Source organism: Flavobacterium sp. Root935 (assembly GCF_001429295.1).
Taxonomy (GTDB): Bacteria; Bacteroidota; Bacteroidia; order Flavobacteriales; family Flavobacteriaceae; genus Flavobacterium.
Genome location: NZ_LMJL01000008.1, coordinates 102,916 through 123,723 on the forward strand (window position 1 = coordinate 102,916; position 20,808 = coordinate 123,723).

Consider the following 20,808-nt stretch of genomic DNA (forward strand, 5'->3'; position numbering starts at 1 on the left):
TTCAAATATTTCGCTCCCATGGAGCTCTTATAAATTCGAAAATTCTTTTCTATAAATATTTCGCTCTTCCAGATCTGAAAACTATTTAATTCTTTAGAACAAGCTCCAGCGGAGCGAAATATTTATAGAAAACGGTAAAAATCACGAAAAAAGCCCCAGCGGGGCGAAATATAAATTCAACGATCAATTAATCTTTATATCAATCGACGAAACTGGAATTCCATTTCCTGTCGTCGCCTTCAACTGAATATTTTCTTTTTTTCCGTTTGATTGAATAATCGCAATACATTTACCATTAAACAACTTACAGGAATTCGCTTTAAACGACTCCAAATTGGCCTGATAACCATTATCAACACCAACTAATTTTCCTCCGCCAGTCACTTCAAAATTGATTAAATCCATAGCATTTGGCAATAAGTTTCCATCTTTATCTATCATAGAAACCGTGACATAAACCAAATCGTAAGTATCGTTTTTAATTGTCGTTTTATCTGCTTTTAGATCTATTTTTGAAGCTTCTCCCGCTGTGCGAATTTCTTTTTCTAAAACTAATTTTCCGTTCTTTCTTGAAACAGCTTTTAATGTTCCTGGTTCAAATTTCACTTTCCATGAAATATGCAAGTCATCATTTTGTTTTGATTTTGTTCCGAGAGATTTTCCGTTTAAGAATAATTCCACTTCATCGGCATTGTTGTAATATGCCCAAACTTCTACTTCCTGATCTTTTTTCCAGTTCCAATGCGGAAAAATATGCAGCATTGTCTTGTTCGACCATTCACTTTGGTACATATAATATACATCTTTTGGAAGTCCAGCCAAATCCACAATTCCGAAATAAGAACTTCTCGCCGGATACGGATATGGATCAGGTTCTCCGATATAATCAAAACCGGTCCATATAAAAGTTCCCGCCATGAAATCCTGTTTTTTAATAGTTTTCCAGTTTTCTTCGTGCGTTGCGCCCCAGTACGATTTCACCTGATCGTAAGCTGAAACCGTCCAGTCTGCATTCCCGTCAAATGGAGCACCGTGTTTGGTTGGCCAGGCTTTAATTCCATCTGGAAAATCATAATGTCCGCGTGTTTCTAAAGCCGAAACGCTTTCTGAAGCCAATATTTTTTGTCCTTTAAAACGAGTTGGAAAATCTTTATAATCTTCGTGTTTGTAATTAAACCCTAAAAGATCCAAAGCTCCAGATTGATAAATAAAATTCTTTTCAATAACATTTTCGGTCAAAGCCGAAGTTACAGGACGAGTCGTATCTAACGATTTCACGATTTTAGCCAGTTCTCTTGTAATCGCAATTCCTGTCGAATCAAACTGTTCTCTAATTTCATTCCCAATACTCCACATCATAACCGATGGGTGATTGCGGTCTCTTTTAATAAAATCTTCTAAATCCTGTTTGTGCCACGCATCCCAATTTTTGTGGTAATCGTTGGTCACTTTTTTCTTCTTCCAAACGTCAAAAGCTTCGTCCTGAACGATGAACCCCATTTCGTCACACAATTGCATCATTTCCAAAGAATGAGGATTATGAGACATTCTAATGGCGTTTGCGCCCATTTCTTTCATCAAAGTCAGTTTTCTTCTTACCGCATGAATATTTTCGACAGCTCCTAAAGCGCCATTATCATGATGTAGGCAGACTCCCAAAATCTTCGTTGGTTTTCCGTTTAAAGAAAATCCTTTCGCCGAATCAAAACTAAAGAAACGGAAACCAAGAGGCGTTTCGTAATTGTCAACTAATTTCGATTTCTCATAAATTTTAGTAACTACTTTATACAAATATGGGTTTTCAGTATCCCACAATTTTGGCTGATTTAAAACCAAATCGTGAATCTTTTTCTCTGACGTTTTAGCCGATATTTTTTCCGTTGAAGTGAAATTAGCTACTTCTTTATTGTCCGCATTTAAAACTGAAGTAACTAGTTTAAATTCTTTCGAAGTTTCATTGTCATTATCAATCGTAACTTCTAAATGAATCTTAGATTTTGCTGCAGAAACTTCAGGCGTGGTAACAAAAGTTCCCCACTTCCCTACATGCAATTTTTCGCTGGCAACCAAACGTACATTTCTGTAAATTCCCGAACCCGTATACCATCTTGAATTCGGTTGTGCATCGTTATCGACTTTTACCGCGATAATATTCTCTTTTCCAAAGTTGACATATTTCGATAAATCATACCCAAATGAAATATAACCATTTGGGCGCATTCCTAAAGATTTGCCATTTATGAAAACTTCGCTGTTTTTAAAAACGCCGTCAAACTCAACCGAAACCGTTTTGTTTTTCCAGTTTGCAGGAACAGTAAATATTTTGCGGTACCAGCCTTTTCCAGCGGGTAGAAATCCCTGCGCTTGTTTGGTTTTAGCATCTTTATCAAAAGCGCCTTCAATACTCCAATCATGAGGCAGTTGAAGAGTTCTCCAATCTTTCACATCGAAATTTGATTGAATTGCATCTGGATAATCTCCTAATTTAAAGTTCCAGTTTTTATTGAAATCTTCGACAATTCTGGCTTGTTTTTGCGCAAAAATTGAAATCGAAAACAATAAGGCTATTGTAATTTTTTGAAATATGTTTTTATGTTTAATCATAAATATGTTTTTTATTCTAATAAAATCTTCACACGTTTTTTCCGTAGAGACGCACCGCAGTGCGTCTACGTTCCAATTGGCCGTACTGTGTGTTAGACGCACTGCAGTGCGTCTCTACGATGAAAACCTTTGTCCGTCTGAACCTCTGCCCCTTTGAACCTCAAAAAAAACCTATTGAAACTCAAAATTATCCAGCATCAATCCTTTCAAATCATCTCCTTCCAACGTTATTTTATACGTTCCCGCATTAATATAACCACCTGACGTCGTATTTAAAATCTTCCATTTTTCTGGTGCTGTAAAAAACTCAATGGTATCGTTTCGCATTAAAATTCCGTATGCATCTTCCATTTTAAATTTGACTTTTAAAGGCGTTTCATTTCTATTCATGAATTTAAAACGCATCAAATAAATTCCCGCAACGCCCGGTTTTACTTCAAACTGAATACTGTTTGCTGTTTTTTTGGTAAACTCAATATAATCGGCTTTTTTGAAATTTCCTTTTTCAATTCCGGTTCCTGTTGTTTTAGCGTTTTCAGCTTCAATGATTACAACAGGTCTTGAATCGTCTTTTTCGCCCATATCATAAACTGGGACAACAGCAATTGTGCTTATAGACTCAGTATTATCAAAAAGAACTTTTTCTCCTTTTTTAACCTTTTTATTGAAAATGGTAAACGAAACTCCATTGCTGTTTTTCGCTTTTTCCTCTATTTTTTTATAATCAGAAAATGAAGTTGATTCTCTCATTTTGCTATCAGCCAAAACATAAATATTCGAATCTTCTTTGGCAGTAAACGAACCTTTATTTTTAGAAGTAACTGAAAGCTGTAAATAATCGGCACCAAATAATTCAGAAGGCAATTCGGTAAAAACAACATCAGAATCTGAAAATTGTTTTGAATTGATATCCATCCACGAAGCTATTCGGTTGGTTTTCTCATACGAATCCAGAACCAAATTCTCAATATTTTTTGGCGAAGCATCGGCGGGTCTTAGTTTTCGATCTTTAGTTCCAATGGCAATTGCAGAAATAATGGCCTGCCCTGCTTTTACATTCGGAAACGAAATCACAATTTTTCCGTCTTTGCTTTTTATTGTAAAAGTTTTCTTCAAAGCCTGATCGTGTCCAGCTTCTGCCCAAATATCAAAATCTTTTAAAACGACATTTTCGTTAATCGCAACATCAAACAAACGCCAGCCTTTGCAGTCCATTCCTCCTCCTGTTCCGTACCACGGTTCTGTGAAGTATAATTCTACTAAATATTCTCCCTCGGGAACAGGAAACTCGTAACGCAATTTATCAGCGCCATATCTAAAACTCTGGAATAATTCGGAATCTTTTGTACCGTTTATTGGGTCAAAAGTCGTTCTCTGACTCGCAAAGAAATCCGGAAGTTTTTCAAAGTTATCTGTCCATGATGAAGAACCCCAAGTATATTTTCCGCTTTTGTGTGTATCTGTAAACCAAGTGTTTCCTGAACTGTCTTTAAATTCAGATCCACCGCAATTTACTCTGTAGATGTAATTATAGCCTTTTTTATCTTTTAATAAATCTGTTTTTTCAGGAGTTAAATCGGCTAAATTTGGTGCTTTCGGAAGTGTATTCAAAACGATATAATCTTTAGCAGCCACTTTTCCGTTTACATAACCAACAGCATACAAAACATTGTATTGAATATTGACATTATTGAACTGAAAATGCTGTCCGATTCCTGGATTTTTTAATTTCCCTAAAGAAGATTTATTCACGTCATTAAACAATTCTACTTCGTCACAATTAGAATAAATGTCAATTCCGTTTTTGATGCCCGGTTTATCCCAACGGCTTGGCCAAGTGTGCGAAACGATATATACCATCGGATTGGTTTTGTTCGAAACGTAATTGGCTCTGTACATATAAAACGCATCTAAAGGTTCACCCCAAATGGTGAAAAGCCCTTTGTAATTTACCGGACCAACTTTGTCAATATCTCGAAATCCTTCTCCGTTTTGCACACGTCCCGGATTTTCGTGCGAAGCAAAAAGCCAGTTGAATTGCCCTGCAATTTTATCTTTAACCGATTCGGCTTCGCGGACTTTAATTTCCATTAATTGAGAGAATCTGTTTTCGCTCAAAGTTCCTTTTTGGTCAAACTCGCCTTCGGTATGTAAATCGGCGGAACGCCAAGCGCCGTATTCGCCGTTTAGCAACTGCGTGCTCATTTCCAAATGATATTTTAACGGATCTCCGCCATACGTTCCTGACCAGTTTTGAACGACATTCCAGTCTGTACCTTCTCCTCCGTTGCAAGTCGTCACGATTCGTTGAGAAGCTGATAACGGATCCATTTCACGAATAATCTGTGTACATTCTTCAGCAAATTCTTTCGGAATAGTACTTTCGTTCTGCAAGCCCCACATCACCACCGACGGACTGTTTCTGCGCTCCTTAATCCATTCGCGTAATAAGGTTTTAAAATTTTCTTTGAATTCAGGCGTATCGTACCAAATATGTGCCGAAAACTGACTCCAAAATAAAATTCCGTTTTCGTCTAATTCTTTTTGATATAATAAATTGTGTGGTTGATGTGCTTCTCTAAAAGCATTAAATCCACCCGCTTTGATTTGCTCGATTCGGGAATGAATCATTTCGTCTGAAAACGAATGACTGTTTCCAATTAAGTGTTCGTATTCGCAGGTTCCGTTGATGAATAAAGGTTCGCCATTGATAAAAAAACGATTGTCTTTTCCGTCACGGCTGACCGGCCAGCTCACCCAGCGGATTCCGTAAGGCGTTGTTAACTGATCGATTACTTTTCCGTTTTCGTAAACTGAAGTTACCAATTTATACAAATACGGATTGGACGGCGACCATAATTTCGGATTTACAATCTCTGGAAGTGTTTGTGCTATTTCTTTTATTTCTCCTGAATTAATTTTGTTGTCGCTTTTTGTAATGGCAACTTTCTTTCCTGAAGCATCAACGAGAACATTTTCTACAGTCAAATTTCGTGCTGATGTTCCGTAATTCTTGATTTCTGTTGTAGTATGAAGAATCGCTTTTTGTTTGGAAACTGATTTATCATTCCAGATATGAACGCCAAAAGGTTCTATCCGAACGTCGTTTGTTACAACTAAAGAAACTGGTCTAAAAATTCCCATTGGCTGAGAGCCTTCAGAAAATCCCCATTCTCCGGAACAGCCTCCGCAAACCCACGGAAGATCTGCAATAAAAGAGGGATGTGCGGCTTTAACCAAAATCTGGTTTTCTTTATCGAAAGAAACGGCTTTTGTTATGTTTAATGTGAAAGTGGTTCTGCCGCCTTTATGTTCGCCCACTTTTTTGCCGTTTACCCAAACGGTCGCATACGAACTTACGCCTTCAAAATATAGAAAAAGCTGTTTTGAAACGTCTTTTTTATCCAGTTTTAAAGTTTTCTTGTACCAGGCGGTACCGTGTAAATTTCCGTGTTTTGTTCTTCTGAAACCATAATACTGATCCCAATTGTGAGGCACACTTACCTTTTGCCAATTGGAATCAGTTTTTGGATTTTCTACAAAATCTTCTTCTTTCAGCGGAAGATTATCCAGTATTACGGTTTCCCAAGATGAATTCAGCGAAATTTCTTTACGAAGCTTCCCTGAACCTTTGCTCTGACTCCAAACAAAGCAAAGACTTGAAAAAAAACAAAAAATAAAAAAAACTATTCTTTTCATATTTTTAAACCATATAAGTAATATAAGGTAATTTAAGTTTGCCCTTGGTCGTCCTGCAAGGTTTTCAAAACCTTGTAGGTTTAATTTCTGTACAGATCACTGTCGCCAATCTTTGTAGAGCCACTTACGAAAATCTCTCTCCCGAAGTCTCGGGATCGGGATGACAAGATTGTGTTTTTCATTTTTAGACCTGACAGGTTTTTAAAACCTGTCAGGTCTAACTCAACGATTTGTTCGCGTGAGGGATGGCAGTGGAGCTCTTTTTTGAGGCGATTTTTCTTCGCCTCAAAAAAAGCGGGAACGTACAGCCCGACCCGGAGGGACACGCCCAAATTAATAAAACAACCAGTCAATAGCTGCTTTCTCTCCTGCATCAATATATCCAACATCGCGTGGTGTTATGGTTTGATCTGCGTCTATAAAGCCTAAAATCAATACTTTTCCTTTTCCTAAATCTAGTTTATTTTCGCCAGGCTGGAAAGTATAGGTATGAATGTTTACTCTCGGAAGCTCTTTTAAATTCATGGCGCTTGCCAAAATAACTTCCGCCTGACCGTGGGCATTTCCTGCTGCATCGGTTTCCAAACTTGGCGGTAACAAAAATCTCTTTTGATCTGAATTGAAATAACCAACCACTAATTTAACCGCTTTTGTGTTTCTAAACTTCAAATGCGTGCCTTTTTCGTTCTGGTCGTTTTCTGCAAACGAAAATCCTCTTAAGTTTTGAAGTTCAGGCGCGATTTTGGTTAATTCAGAAATATCGGTTCCGTAAACTTTTGTTCCTGTTTTCACTAAATACGTTCCCGGTTTTTCGTCGATGAAAGTAACTTCTGCCGTTTTCCAAGGTTTTCCTTCTTTGGTTTCGATTTTTCCATCTTTTGAAGCTTTTAACTTCTCCAGATTTCTTTTGAAATTAGCCAATTCACGCTCATAATGAGGCAATAATTCAGCCCATGTTTTATTATTTCCGTCATCGCCTCCAATCGGAATTCGGCGCTGCGCTGTCTGCATACTGTTGGCATAATAGTACGTGTCTTTTGTCAGGTTTACCAATAATTCATAATGCTCGATACTTTTCTCCAAATGAGGCATCGCATTGTCTAAATCGCTGATATCGTTTGAATAACTGTATCTTAAAACCAACAAAGCTGCTTTTACTTTTTCTGAGAAGAAATCGGCGAAAGCTTTGTAAGCATGCATATCGTTTTTAAGACGTGCAAATTCTTCTTTGTCTTTGGTTACGCTTACTTCCGCTTTGTCGATGGCTTCAACTGCTAATCTTCCGTGTTCTGTGATTTCGGCAATAATCTGCGTTGGAAGTTCGCCCGAATGCGGTTCTTTATTCCACTCTTTTTTAGCATATTCTAAAAGCAATTCTCCCGCAGGACCGCACGATTCGTGGAATCCAGGATACACACGCCATTTCGACGGATTTACCAATTGGCTTTCGAACATTCCTAATAATAAGGTTTGACGGTTTCCTTCGGTAATTCCGAAACGTCTTAATGTTTTTGGAGCAATTTCTCCTGTTTCTTCGTAAGCTTTTAAAATGTTATTAGCAGCTTCCTGACTAGTTCCAAATTTAGCGGCTAAATCATTATCCCAGAATTTCACCTCTTCATTTCGGTCTCTTTTGCTGTCCCAAGCATATCTTGCCCATGCTTTGTACCAAATCCAGTCACGATCCATTTCTAGTAAACGTTCACCTGTTTTAGTTTTATCTGCCGAGTAAGGCCAATCCCAATACGATGCCTGTGGATACAAATGTAATGCATTGGCTCCGTGAACGCTGTGCATAGCTTTAACCGTTTTTTGGATAAAGTCTGGCGAACCGTATCTGAAAGGTTCTAAGTTGGCCAAAATATGCACGTTTTCAATATGAATTGATTTTAAAGCGCTCAATTGTTTATGCGTTTCGCCCCAAGGTCCGCCCGGCGTATAGGTCGTTAAAGATTCTCCTGTATATTTACTTTCTGTATATAAATTTTTGTATAACGGAAGTGATTTTTCCATTACCAAAGGCCCATCTGTATCGTGAGAACGCAAAATAATTGGCGGTTCCTCTGTTTTTCCTAATGCTTGTAAACCATCGCGAACGCCTGGAATAATCGTTTTAGTGAACCATTCCACATCATCATCAACCGTATTGATGGCTTCTCCCAAACAAACCATTAATCCAACATTAGGATATTTTTCAATAAAAGCAGCAATCGATTTTCTGGTATAATCTGAAAGTAATGGTGTAATTGGACGCGAACGATCTTGTGTTTTAATGTTGTAATGTTCTGCAAAAGGCTTAGAAACGATAATGTTATAGAACATCTGAATTACCCAGATTCCGCGTTTATTAGCTTCTACCGTTAAGAATTTATAGATTTCTTCGTTCTTTTTGAAATCTTCATCGCTTACTTCTACAGCAAACGGATATTCTTTTAGTTTTACTAAAGATGCAAACGGATGTCCGTTCCATAAATACAAAGAGTTCATACGGTTTTCAACCAGCATATCCAAATACTTTATCCATAAAGCTTTATCGTAAAACCAAGGAAAAGTTTCTGGTGTATAAGGGTATTCGTAAACATCACGCCCAGGAAGATAAACAGGTTTCTGCATTCCGATACAAGCTCCTCTTAAAACCATTTCTGGACTATCATCTAAATTAATTTCTGACGGAAGTTTGCCTGAACTTTTAATACGATCTGCTAATTCTAAAGCGCCATACAAAGCTCCAGAAGCATCTGTTCCTTGTACATAAATTATATTATTTTGAGTACGAATCTGAAAACCTTCTTTTTTAGTCAGTTTACTATCATCGATTTTAGCGCTTTTCGCATTTTTTTTCCAGAAATCAGTTCCTTTTTCACCAATAACAATTACTTTATCTTTTGATTTTTTGAATTTATCGGAAGAAGTTACGCTGAAACCTTTTGCTGTAATTATTTCAAATAATTTCTCTGCGCCAAATTTTGCTCTCGGCGAACTCGGATCACTCACAACTGTGATGTTCTGCGCTGTCGCGAAAGAGACATAAAAACATAAAAAAAGTAATTGTAAATATTTCATTGTATTGTGTTTTATTCTTTGGGAATACGTTTCGAGACCTAACAGGTTTTAAAAACCTGTTAGGTCTGATAGAAGTAAATATTAATTCTGAAAAATCTTTTTCAAATATGCTACATTCGCACCGTAATTGGCTTTTACATTGTGCACTTGTGTCACGTCACGAGAACGTTCTACAATCAGCCATCCGCTCCATTTCATTTCGTCTAATGTCTGTTTGATTTTTGGCATATCGATCGCTTTATCGTTTTCTAACCAAAACTGATCGGTGTTTGATGCATGAATCTGTGCTAAATATTTCTTTCCTAAGATTTTTAATTCTGATGAAATGTCTCTGCCATTGTCAACTGCATTGGCAAAATTAAAAGAGCTTTTAATATATTTTGAACCGACTTCGTCTAAAAGTTTTTTCTCTTCTGTAGCACTCAAAGAAGTTTCAATAGCGATAACTCCACCAATTTTCCCCACTTCTTTTCCTGCCCACTGCAATCTCTTGATCACTTCTGGACGTAATTCTGGATTCTTAACCAAATCAGTTTGAGTTCCTAACGGAAGATAGGCCACCTTAACTTTCATGTTTTTCATAGCTTGAATACAATCCGTAATCATTGGCGTGATTTCTCTTGTGGCAAAAGATTGCGCATAAAACCCTGACATCGCAATAGAACTGATTCCAACGCCGGTTTCTTTGGATTTATCTAGGAATTTTTGTCTCTCAACTGGATCGCCTAATTTACTGTCAAAAGTTGGTCGGTTTCCTAAACCTCCCATGTCTAGTTCGATTCCGTCTGCTTTTAGTTCGGCTGCTAGACCAAAAGCGCCCAGTTTTTGTCTTTTTAAAATCATCCAGTCGCAAACTGCTACTTTGTATTTTTGTTTTTTATTGGAAGACTGAGCTGTTGCACAACTGTTGAATGTTGTTGACAGAACAACAAGGAAGGCAATTAATAAATGTTTTTTTAATTTCATGTCTATATTTTTTTGCCACAAATTGCACTAATTTTCACGAATTACTATTTTTAAAAAATTCGTGGAAATTGGTGAAATTCGTGGCGAACTTTCTTTTACTCCTCTTCAGCCTTAACAGCTGTTACCACTTTTCCTTCTTCGCCCGGCCAGATTCCGTTTTTGATAGGAAGTGCTTTTAACTTCGTTGGATCTATTTTTACGTATTTCAGTTTTTCTCTTCTCCAAGTGTATACGATATGCACCATTCCATCAGAACTTTGAATCATAGACGGATAAGAATACTGGCTGATTTTTGAATCTTCTAAAACCAAAGCGGCTTTCCAATTGATTCCGTCATCCGAAATCGAAACATTTAAAGGCGTTCTTGGGCCTTTTGCTTCTTTACCAGGAGGTAAAACGTGATTGTAAACTAATAAATGTTTGCCGTTTTTAAGAGTTACGGCATCTGTTCCTGAGTTGTTATTTGGAAGTCCGATTAAATCAATATCAGACCAAGTTTTTCCGTTGTCTTTTGAGAAAGTGCTGAAAATTGCTCTGTTTCTGGTTCTTCCGATGGCCTGAATGCTTCCGTCTTTATGAAATAAAATACTGGGCTGAATCGCATTAATTTTTTGTTTTCCTCTTGGAAGCGTATCGCCCATTACCCAAGTTTTTCCGAAATCTGGAGTAGATTCCATACGCAATCTCCAGCCGTCGCCTTCGATACTTGACGGACATAATAATGTTCCGTTGCTTAATAAAACAGGTTTATTTTTGATTGGCCCTAAGAAACCATCAGGCATTTTTTTCGCCTCAGACCATGTTTTTCCGCCGTCAGATGAAGTTCTGATTACGCCCCACCATTCTGATGGTTTTGGTCCGATTTTGTAGAAAAGCATTAAATCGCCACCTGGAATTTGATATAAAACCGGATTCCATGTTGGTAATCTCGGTCCTTCTTTCATGACACCATCTGCAACTTTTACGCCTTCATTCCAAGTATCGCTTCCTTTAGGTTTAATAGCGACATAAATACAAACATCAGGATGTCTTTCGTGAGTTCCTCCGAACCAAGAAGCAACTAAATCACCATTTGTAGCTTCGACAATTGTAACAGCGTGGCAAGACGGATAAGGTGCTTTATCGTAAATAAACTGATCTACTAAAATTCCTTCTTTCCAAGTCTTTTTCTCTAAAGCCGACTTACAACTTCCTAAAAGGAAAAGTCCAAACAAGACAAATGCTAATTTTGTTATCTTCATTCTTAATTAAATTATGAATTATTTTTTTTGACTATAAATACATACCTAACATTTTTTTAGGTAAAAATATTTAATAAGTGTAAAAATAACACCAAAAAATTAACAATGTATCCTGTACTGTCCCGAATTATTAAAAATGCAGATTATTTAACGTTTATCGCAAAATTTCCTGACGAAAGTGTGACAATTATTTGATTTTTTTCTACTGAAAAAGCATGAGAACTCTTATCCAGCTTCTGTTTATTGATGGAAACAGCCGAAATATCTGTTGTTGGAAGATACACAACAGCCGAAGTATTTTCGGGAATGGTAATGTTCCAAACTAAAGCCTTTTTATCTTTTTTCCAGTCGCTTTTAATTGTTCCGTAAATCGATTCGTAAGAAGCATTTACGTAAGTCAATCCAGCATCAAAATCAGGTTTCATAATAATTTGTTTGAAACCTGGAGTTTCAGGATTACTTTTGATTCCCGCCATATTTTCGTAATACCAAATCAATAAATCGCCCAAAAGCATTACATGATTTTGCGAATTCATAGCAGGATCTGCAGTGTTGCCGTTCCAAAGTTCCCAAATGGTGGTTGCGCCGTTTTCAACCATATAACCCCAGCTAGGATAGGTTTTATTGGATGCCAATTTGAAAGCCAAATCACCTCGCCTGAAGTTAGTTAATGTTCGCATTAAAAATTGCGTTCCGATAACTCCTGTACTTACGTGACCGTTTTTAGTTACTTCAACCTCGTGCACCAGATTTTCAAATACTTTTTGTTGTAATTCCTCGGGAACCATTCCGAAAGTCAACGGCAGTAAATTGGCTGTTACAGTATTGTTGGCGTAATTGTTTTTTGATGCATTAAAATATTTCGCATTGAATGCTTTTTTGATTCTTGAAGCCAGATCATCGTAATGTGCAATATCTTTTTCAGCATTGGCAATTACCGCAAACTTTTTCATCGTATTTAAAAGCTGATAGAAAAAGGCACTCGAGATCAATTCTCCATCTGTTAAACGAGCAGGATCTTTAGAACGAATTAATTCTAATGATTCTGGCGGAACACACCAATCTCCATATTTATCTTTGGTCATAATGTCATCAACCAAATAATTTTCTTCCATATAATCCATCCATTTTTTCATAGACGGATATTGTTTTTCGATTACTTTTTTGTCTCCAAACTGCTGATACAGCATATCTGCCACCGTAATATAAGTTCCCGGCCAAGTTACATTATCCCCGTAATAACGCCAGAAAGCTGGTGCAACATCTGGAATTCCGCCGTCGATAGTTTGTGCATTTTTAATATCGTCAAGCCATTTTGCATATAATGTTTGGTTATCGAATAAGAAACTTTCACCATAAGCTCCAGTAGTTCTGTCTCCCAACCAAGGCTGACGCTCATTTCTTTGTGGACAATCGATTGGCATTCCTTTATAATTCCCGCTGATTCCCCACCAAGCATTCTTAAAAATCTGATTCATTATTGGGCTGGAAGAATCAAAAGTTCCTGTTGTAGCTATATCATCATAAACCACTTTTCCAACAAAATTCTCTATACTTGGTTTGGTTTTAAAACCTGAAATTTCAACAAATCTAAAACCGTGAAAAATAAAACGAGGTTCCCAAACTTCTTCTCCTTCGCCTTTTAAAGTATAAATATCCGTCGTTTTAGCATCGCGAAGATTGGCAATATATAACGAACCATCTGGCTGTAAAGATTCTGCAAACTTCATCGTGATTTTCTCGCCCGCATTTCCTTTCACTTTCAATTGCAACCAGCCTACCATGTTCTGTCCCATATCTAAGATATAAGTTCCTTTTGGTGTCTGTTTGATTGAAATAGGGTTTACTTCGCGCTTAATTTTCATATTCGCCGACATTTGCCCTTCATAGAATCCGCCTGGTTCCTGAACATATTCTGCCGAAAGCCATTTTTTATCATCAAAATTAATGGAGTTCCAGCCTTTCATTTCTTTACGGGCATCGTATTCTTCTCCGTCGTATTCGTTATTTGACAAGATTGGTCCATCAGTTGTGATTTTCCAGGTATCGTCTGTGCGAATAACATCTTTGCTTCCATCTGTATATTCTACAAATAACTGCAAAGCCATTTTCGGATACCCAAAAGTTTTGATTTTATAAGGTTTATAATCCTGACGCATCGTAAAAAAACGTCCGTTTCCTAAAATCGTTCCCAATGCATTTTTGCCTTCTTTCAGTTGCGAAGTCACATCAAAAACATTGTATTTTACATTCTTCGTGTAATCCGTAGGAACGGGAGCCAAAACCTGATCGCCAATTTTATTTCCGTTAATGTACAGCTCATACAAGCCCATTCCCATGATATAAACTTTAGCATTTTTGACTTTCTTTTTCAAGTCAATTTCTTTTCTTAAATATCTGGCTGATAATCGAGAATACTGCGAAATACTATCGCCCGGAGAAGTTTTTTCATACCCAATCCAACGCGTCGATTTCCAGTCGGCATAAGTCAAAATTCCGATACTGAAATGAGCCGGTTCTACTGATTTTACTTCACCTTTATTGGTAGAAACAATTACTTTCCAGTAAACATCTTGTCTGTCTTTTAGCTTTTTTCCGTTATAAATTACGTTTACAGATTCGTCGCTTTGTACTTTTCCACTATCCCATAAATCAGCATTTCCTGCGTTTAGCTTTTCTAAAGTTGAAGCAGCTAAAATTTGAAAATGGGTTTGTTTGACATCATTTACGTTTGCTTTTATTTTCCAACTCAATCTTGGCTGTAAAACGTCAATTCCTTCCGGATTGGTCAGCATTTCGCATTTTAAATCCACAACACTGATTTTATTTTGGGCTTTCGCCGAAAGTGTAAAAAGTGAGATGATTATGGTTAGATGTAAAAAAAACTTTTTCATGATTTTATTTTTTCTCCTAACAGGTTTTTAAAACCTGTTAGGTATTTATGTTTTTATTTATAGACAAAGTATTGTCATTTCGACGGAGGAGAAATCTCCACGAGGAGCTCGACAAAGATTGGATTATTGTTGCGGAGTTACTTGCGAAGATTTCTCCTTCGTCGAAATGACAAAAATGAGAAATAAAACTCTGAGTAAATCCGTTTAATCCTTGAAATCTGTGGCTAATATTTACTCAGAAACCAACTTTTCCAATCTCTCAGAAAAAGCAATTTCTTTTCCGTTTTTAAAGATCCTGAAACCCTTTCCTTTTTTATATTTTTCTCCAGTTTTATCCCAAAGAATCGTAATAATATTGTCGTGGTACAAAACATTATCCAGACAAAACCAATCCCATTTTTCCTGCGGAATCAACGGATTCACTTCAATCTTTTCATCGGCTCTCGGACGCAAACCAACCAATCCTGTAATCATCAAATCGTTAAAAGTCGAGTGATTGTAATAACGGCTTCTTTCTCTGTCGCCCATTAACCAATATCCTGTTGTTTCGTCTAAATACTCGCCAAGATAAGGCTTTCCTCTGTAATATTGTGACTGCACGTACAAATCCATTTGTTTGAAATAATCTGTCTTAGCCACAAAATTTTGATCATAATTATTCAAAACATTCGCTAAAGCCGTTAAAGTCTGCGAACTTGCAAATGGCCATATAGCTCCATCCCACTCGCAAGTTCCAGTTCCGTGTGTTCTAAAACGCGGGCTTCTTCTTTCGGCTGTTGTCAAACCAAACGGCGCCGAAAATCCTTTTTCGTCCTTAATTTGTTCCCACGCTTTTTCAAAACCTTTTCCTTTTTCTGGAAGATTAAAATACCACGGAATAAAACCGATAGCTTCTCTAACCTGCGCTAATGTATCTTTTTCTGTTAAAGTTTCAAAAAACTCACTTTTAGCATTCCATAATTTGGTTTCGACTAATTGCTGTAAAGCATCTGCTTTCCCTTTGAATTTTGTTTCCGTTTCCTTATCGCCTTTCATAGCAGCCATCTTAGAAATCGCCATGGCGTTCCCAAACATATAACTGTTAATCGTTGGTCTTGCATTTTGCACTTTACGTCCGCCGCTTAAAGATTCTTCCATTCCATCTTTTACATCATGCTGCCAAAACAAACCATCCTTGCGCTGACGATCTTTTTCCCAAACGGCATAATCGGTAACCATGTCTGGATACATATCCAATAAGAATTTTTCATCCTTATTCACCAAGTATCGATTGTACAAAGCATCGGCTGTCCAACTGCTGAATTTATACAATTTGTTCATCGGTTTTCCATCATTTCCTCGGTACCAAATTTTCACATCCTGCTCAATATACTGCGGATCATGAACCCATCTGAATTCGTTAATATGATGCCCCAAAGCACAACTGATCATGTTGTATTTATCTGCATACGAACGGTCTACCAAAAACTCGGTAATCGCAAATCCCTGCGGTGTTTTTTTAATATGTTTTCTCGCACTCCACCAACGGAAATAATAAATCTCCTCAAAATTCTGCTGTGGACATTCAAACAACGGAATATTCTTTTCCATCCAAGTCCACGCACTGTCATTCGGAATCGCAAATTTCAAATTTTCATCTTCCATCGTGTTGAAATAATCAACATAATGTTTGAAGTTTTTTTCTTTTAAAATAACTGCTTTTCCTTTTTGAGAATGCTCAGCACCCGATTTACAGCTTATGTTTAATGTTGAAACCAAGATTAGTAAAGCGATTATTTTGTATTTAAAATGATGTAACATATTTAAAATCTAATTATAAAATTCATTATTTGGGCGTGTCCCTCCGGGCAGTCTAAATTCTTTTTTTACACAATATTGTCATTTCGACGAAGGAGAAATCTCCACAAGTAACTCCGTAAAGTGAGTTAACAATCTTTGTCGAGCTTCTAACGGAGATTTCTCCTTCGTCGAAATGACAAACTATACTTATAATGTATCAATTCCCCGTAAAAGTATACGTCTGCCCTGCTTTCATATTTACATCGTAAATAGTGTAATTTGGCAGTTTTACTTTTTCCAATTTCGCTTGATTAGAAATGATCGGTTTCTTTACTTCAACATCATAAAACAGCGGATTTGGATTTTTGCCTTTTGCTTTTTTAAGCGAATTTCCTTTTAAAGTATTTTCTACTTTCAATCTACAGTTTCCTCCTATTTTGGAGTAGATTTTCAACTCCGAAACTTTATTGTTCTTCCAAGTCATATCAATTACAAATCCGCCTCTAGCCACCAGACCTTTTATGCTTCCGTCTTTCCAAACGCTTGGCAACGCCGGTAATAAATGTATTGCATCTTCCTGACTCTGCATTAACATTTCAGCAAAACCGGCTGTGCATCCAAAGTTACCATCAATTTGAAACGGCTGATGTGCATCTAACATATTCGGATACGTTCCTCCGCCTTTTCTTTGGTCGGCCGTCACCAAATGCAATTGATCCTGAATTAATTTATAAGCATGGTTTCCGTCTAAAAGTCTGGCCCATAAATTTACTTTCCATCCCATCGACCAGCCTGTAGATTCGTCTGTTCTGTAAATCAAAGATTGCTTGGCTGCCTCAAATAACTCAGGCGTTTTAATTGCCGAAATCTGATTACTCGGATACAATCCGTATAAATGCGAAACGTGTCGGTGATTGTCTTTTGGATTGTCCCAATCATCCTGCCATTCCTGTAACTGATTGTGTTTTCCAATTTTCATTGGAGGCATTTTAGCCAAAGCATCACTTATTTTTTTCACATACGCTGCATCCGGAGAAACCAAAGCCGAAGCTTCAATAACATGCGTAAACAAATCAAAAATCAACTGATTGTCCATTGTAGTTCCAGAAGCAATTGTCGCTTTTCCTGTTCCGCCCGCATGTGTGTTTTCGGGAGAACTTGAAGGAACAACAACTAAATATTTCGTATTCGGATCGATCACCATAAAATCAAGGAAAAAATCTGCAGCTCCTTTCATAATTGGATAAATTTCTGCCAGATATTTTTTATCTCCAGTGTACAAATATCTTTCCCATAAATCCTGACAAACCCATGCACCGCCTGTCGGCCACATTCCCGAAGCAGCAGAATCTACAGGAGCCGTTACACGCCAGATATCAGTATTGTGGTGTAAAACCCAACCGCTGGCATTGTACATCATTTTCGCAGTTTCTGCACCTGTAACACTTAATTCTTTTGCCATTTGTACAAAAGGCTCGTGCATTTCCTGAAGATTGGTTACCTGCGCAGGCCAGTAATTCATCTCGGCATTGATGTTTGTCGTGTATTTACTGTCCCAAGGAGGCGTCACCATATCATTCCAAATTCCCTGCAAATTCGCTGGCTGTCCGCCCGGCTGTGAACTAGAAATTAAAAGATAACGTCCAAACTGGAAATACAATGCCGCCAATTGCGGATCAAATTGTTTCGAGAAGTCGCGAATTCTTTCGTTTGTTGGTTGCTTCACTAAATCATTCGAGCCTAAATTTAAAGAAACTCTGTTGAAGAATTTTTGGTAAAAATCAACGTGAGCTTTCTTTATGGTTTCAAAATCTTTTGCTTCGGCTTTGGCCAAATAGTCTTTGCTTTTTGCAATTTCATCGCCAGATATATCCTGATAATTTTTAAAATTAGTTGCAATCGAAATATACAAAGTCACTTCATCGGCTTTGTTAATGCTTAAGATTCCGTTGCTCGCGTTAATTTCGCCACCTTTATTTTTAGCCGTTAATCGCCCCTGAAATTTTACTTTTCCTTTTACACCTTCAAAATTAGTTCCTAAACCCGAAAGTATGATTTGGTTTCCTTCCGTGGAAGCCACCGTTTTATCAATCGGACTGTTCATGAAAACATTACACGTAATCTGTCCCGGCTGACTTGCCGAAAGTTTGACTACAATCACCTGATCTGAAAATGCGGTTAGAATTTCTCTTGTAAATTCGATACCGTTTACTTTGTATTTTACTTTTGCGGTTGCGTTGCTGATATTTAAATCACGGTAATAATCGGTATATTTTTGATGTCCCGCGAAGGAAATATAAACACTGCCAAAAGTCTGATACGGCATTCCGTCATTGGTTTGCGACATAATATCTTTGGTTGCCAAATCCTGTGCTTCATCAAATTTCCCATCAAAAATAAGCTGTCTTACTTTTGGCAAAGCTTCGACTGATTTGGAATGTGCATTGCTGTTTGGAGAACCTGCCCAAATCGTTTCTTCATTCAATTGCAAACGCTCCACAGCGGGATCACCAAAAACCATTGCACCCAAACGTCCGTTACCTAATGGCAAAGCTTCGTTCCAGATTGCAGCAGGTTTGTCGTACCATAATTTCAGGTCGCTTTGTGCTGTTGTTGTAAGCGAAAAAATTCCAAAACAAATCACCGTAATTTTACTTTTTAACTTCATAGTATATGGTTGATGGTTAATCGTTGATTGTTGTTGGTTATTCTCATCAGAGTATAACTTTAGATTTCAACAGATCAATTATTAAATTCATATTTTTTATTTCTTAAATTTTTAATCAAAAGACAATTGTTCTCGAATTACAAGTGTGCGTGAGGGATAGAAGCTAGCTACCGAAGTAGCGCGGATAGCCCGACCCGATTTGGAAAAGGGGGCGAATTGAGCGGTTTTTAGATTGCCCCCTTTTTCAAATCGGGTCACGCCCAAATATTATTTCTTAACATCGTAAACTTTCAGATTTTTTTCTCCGAACATTTCATATAATTTGTTGATGTCTTTCAACGCATTTTTAGGCAGATTTTCTGCTTTGTTTCCAAAGACATATAACTTATCGTAAGTTTCAATCACACAAGTCGATTCGTCGATTTCGCCTTTATCATTTTTCACTTTATTCAAATCTAAATTTAAATATTTCGCCATAAACGGATACAAAGCCATACGTTTTGAAACTCCGAAATCATGTCCTTCTTTTGCAAAATGAGCATTTTCGACCAAATCTTTCTTTCCGTACAATTCATACGTTCTCTGGATAAAAGGAAATTCCAGTTCCGGAACTGCCAAGGTCCAGTCTTTTCCATCTGAAACAATCAATTGCGGTTTTGGCGCCATCATGGCTGAGATTTCTGCATTGTTTGTTCCGTTGCCGCAAAGATGAATGCCACGCCCGCTTTCGCAAGGACAACCGCCTGAAAAATGAGATGAAACCATTACAACCGGAGCTGAAACTTTTACCCTGTCATCAATCGCTGCTAAAAACATCGTATGCGAACCTCCGCCAGAGCCGCCTGTAACACCAACTCTTGACATATCAGCATTTTTTACGGTTGCCAAATAATCCAAAAAACGTATTCCGGTTAAAACCTGAACTGTTGATGCAATACTATTTCTGTGCGTTTCTTCAGGAAACTGCAATAATGATTCTCCCCATGCAAATAAATCATAAGATACAACAATAGCACCCATTTTAGCCATTATAGCACAACGGTACTGCTCGTCTTTTCTATATCTTCCGTCGCCGAAATGTCCGTCAGGAGTTAAAATAACTGCTGCTTTTTTATTAAACGGATAAGGTTTGTAAATCGATCCAGTTGCATAAACACCCGGCAAGATTTCCAAAGCGATATTTTCTACGCTGTAATCTTTATAAATTCTCTTTGGAGTTAAAAGTGGTTTAGATTTTGGCATTGGGGGAGCCTTTTCTAATCCAAATGAGGTTATCATACAAGCTTTTAACTCCGTTTTACGTTTTTCCCATTGTTCTTTAGTCGAATAAAGGCTTTCTAAATAAAATAAACGTTCTTTTCCTTTATCAACTGAAACTTTATGGTTTTCATATTTACGAATAATGTAGGTTCCATCCGGCTGTTTGAAATACATCAATTCAAACGGGGCCAGAATGTTAGTTAACGAAATAGCCAGATTTCCGGGTTCAATTCTCCAGTCGGCATAATCGAGTTCTTTTCCTTTTAGTAAACCTCGGTCGTCGTTAATCGTGACATTAAAAACGGTTTCGATTTTCTTTAAAGTTTCTGAAACCGGTTTTCTAAAATTAGTATCAGAAGTGCTTTGCGCATTGGCAAATGTCAAAGCAAAAATGGAAACTGCAATTGTAATTATGTTTTTTAAATTTTTCATTTATATGTCAATACCTTTTTTGAATTTCCTCCTGCTTTAGCTAGAGGAAAATATTTTGATTCCCTCATTGGCTTTAGCCGAACTTATTAATTTGGCTAAAGCCCTATAACTTATCTTATTTGTAACCTCCAGTTAAAACTGGAGGCCATTCATAAAAAAAATCCGCGTAAATCCGCGTCTTCGCGATAGCGAATCCGTGTCA

The 20,808-nt window shown here is 37.3% G+C and carries 9 protein-coding genes; all 9 read right to left on the reverse strand.

Annotated elements, in window-relative coordinates:
- Positions 1 to 183: 183 nt before the first annotated feature.
- The 9 genes from ASE40_RS06055 to ASE40_RS06095 all read right to left on the reverse strand — a co-directional run bounded on the left by ASE40_RS06055 (position 184) and on the right by ASE40_RS06095 (position 20,606).
- Entirely contained in the window at positions 184 to 2,604 is a 2,421-nt protein-coding gene (locus ASE40_RS06055; protein WP_057116072.1) for a sugar-binding domain-containing protein, read from the reverse strand.
- Between the two features lie 171 nt (positions 2,605 to 2,775).
- Positions 2,776 to 6,303 carry a malectin domain-containing carbohydrate-binding protein gene (locus tag ASE40_RS06060; RefSeq protein WP_057116073.1) on the reverse strand — a complete coding sequence of 1,176 codons (3,528 nt, stop codon included), beginning with the start codon at positions 6,301 to 6,303 and terminating at the stop codon, positions 2,776 to 2,778.
- 333 nt (positions 6,304 to 6,636) lie between these two features.
- Complete coding sequence (locus ASE40_RS06065) at positions 6,637 to 9,366, reverse strand: glycoside hydrolase family 20 zincin-like fold domain-containing protein (RefSeq protein WP_057116074.1); 2,730 nt, start codon at positions 9,364 to 9,366, stop codon at positions 6,637 to 6,639.
- A gap of 81 nt (positions 9,367 to 9,447) precedes the next feature.
- Positions 9,448 to 10,332 (reverse strand): sugar phosphate isomerase/epimerase family protein, encoded by an 885-nt coding sequence (locus tag ASE40_RS06070; protein ID WP_057116075.1) that lies wholly within the window; start codon positions 10,330 to 10,332, stop codon positions 9,448 to 9,450.
- A gap of 95 nt (positions 10,333 to 10,427) precedes the next feature.
- Positions 10,428 to 11,573 (reverse strand): sialidase family protein, encoded by a 1,146-nt coding sequence (locus tag ASE40_RS06075; protein ID WP_057116076.1) that lies wholly within the window; start codon positions 11,571 to 11,573, stop codon positions 10,428 to 10,430.
- 143 nt (positions 11,574 to 11,716) lie between these two features.
- Entirely contained in the window at positions 11,717 to 14,467 is a 2,751-nt protein-coding gene (locus tag ASE40_RS06080) for a glycoside hydrolase family 78 protein (RefSeq protein ID WP_057116077.1), read from the reverse strand.
- 231 nt (positions 14,468 to 14,698) lie between these two features.
- The gene (locus ASE40_RS06085) at positions 14,699 to 16,267 is read right to left on the reverse strand and encodes an MGH1-like glycoside hydrolase domain-containing protein (protein WP_057116078.1); all 1,569 of its coding nucleotides are present in this window, start codon (positions 16,265 to 16,267) and stop codon (positions 14,699 to 14,701) included.
- A 196-nt stretch (positions 16,268 to 16,463) separates the two neighbouring features.
- Positions 16,464 to 18,914 carry a glycosyl hydrolase family 95 catalytic domain-containing protein gene (locus ASE40_RS06090; protein WP_057116079.1) on the reverse strand — a complete coding sequence of 817 codons (2,451 nt, stop codon included), beginning with the start codon at positions 18,912 to 18,914 and terminating at the stop codon, positions 16,464 to 16,466.
- A gap of 267 nt (positions 18,915 to 19,181) precedes the next feature.
- Complete coding sequence (locus ASE40_RS06095; protein ID WP_057116080.1) at positions 19,182 to 20,606, reverse strand: acetylxylan esterase; 1,425 nt, start codon at positions 20,604 to 20,606, stop codon at positions 19,182 to 19,184.
- Between the last annotated feature and the right edge of the window lie 202 nt (positions 20,607 to 20,808).